Source organism: Geodermatophilus chilensis, from assembly GCF_002802985.1.
Classification (GTDB): domain Bacteria; phylum Actinomycetota; class Actinomycetes; order Mycobacteriales; family Geodermatophilaceae; genus Geodermatophilus; species Geodermatophilus chilensis.
In genome coordinates this window covers 1-1,272 of record NZ_NVPT01000355.1, presented here as the reverse complement: position 1 = coordinate 1,272, position 1,272 = coordinate 1, and the positions used below count along the sequence as shown (strand labels likewise).

The following is a 1,272-nucleotide window of genomic DNA, read 5'->3' as shown; positions in this document are numbered from 1 at the left end:
CAGGGCCGAGGCAAAGTCCGAGATGGGCGGGTTGACCTGCCCGGACGGTTGATGATCACGCTGCGGTGAGGCTGGTGTGGGTGTTGCCGGCGCGCCAGCTGGCCCGGCGTTGGGCGCTGGCGATGTTGGTGTGTCCGTCCAGCCGGTGCAGGTTGAGCGCGGTGTTGCGGAGGATGGCCATGACGTGGGGTCCGGTGCCGGTGCGGATGCGCGAGGCGTCCTCACCCTGGGTGACGTCGCGGACGTAGTGCACCCGGTTTTCGATGCCCCAGTGCCCCTGGATCCAGGCGGCGAGCAGTCCGGGATCGGCCTGGCGGTAGGTCAGTGAGGTGACCGCGTAGACGATCTCGGTGGAGGTCTTGCCGGTGCGCTGCTCGCGGCGCCGGCGGACGACCTTGATCGCGCGGGCGGCGTGCGGGAACAGCGCGGCGGCGGGGTCGCCGGCCAGGTCGATGACCTTGACCGAGCGCGATTCGATACGACCGTGGGCGACCTGCCGGCGCCGCGATCCGGGGACCTGGGCCCACGGCAGCCGGGCCAGCGCCCGGCGCAGCGTGGGCTGGTTGCCCTTGACGGTGAACAGGTAGTGCCCGCCGCGGACGTGCAGCCAGGTCGCGTGCTCGCGCTGGCAGTGCAGCGCGTCCGCGGTGAGCACGACGTCGTGCAGGTCGGGCAGGGTGGCCAGAGCGGTGGTGAACGCGGCGATCTCATCGCCGTCGACCACCGGAACCTGGGTGAGCACCAGCGCGGAGGCCTGGTCGTAGACGCCGAACACCTTGGCCTGTGCGCCATCAGGCCCGCGGGCGCCGCGCAGCGTCTTGCCGTCGGCGGCCCACACCACGCGGCGCTCGGCGCTCGGGCCGGCCGGCATGTGGGCCTGCGCGAGGGCGGCGGTGCGGCGGGCGAGTACCCAGCGGGTCAACGCCGCCTGCAGCGCCGCCGGATCCAGCCGGGACAGCGCCCGGCGGAAGGTGCTGGCGTGCGGCGGGGCCGCGCACACCCGCACCTCACCCTCGCCGGCCACGGCCCAGTCGGCGATCGCCGCATACGACCGGGCGCCGGCCACGATCGCGCCCAGAGCGAGGAAGAGGATCGATTGCAGACTGTGACGACGTCCCCGCCGCTTACGCGGGTCGGGCACCGTGGCCAGCGCCTGCAGCAAGCTGATCGACTCGGCCGCCGACAGCGGCCGGGCCGGCACCTCGGCGGCGGTGGCGGCATCGAGCAGGGCAGTCGGGGAAGATGAGGTCGCGGGCACGGGCCCTCTCGCTG

Annotated in this window: 1 protein-coding gene; it reads right to left on the bottom strand. The window is 73.6% G+C overall.

The window, feature by feature from the left end:
• Window positions 1–55: 55 nt before the first annotated feature.
• Window positions 56–1,272, bottom strand: a 1,217-nt coding sequence (locus tag CNO22_RS27105) for an ISAs1 family transposase (RefSeq protein WP_232807401.1), incomplete at its 5' end; no start/stop codon positions are given.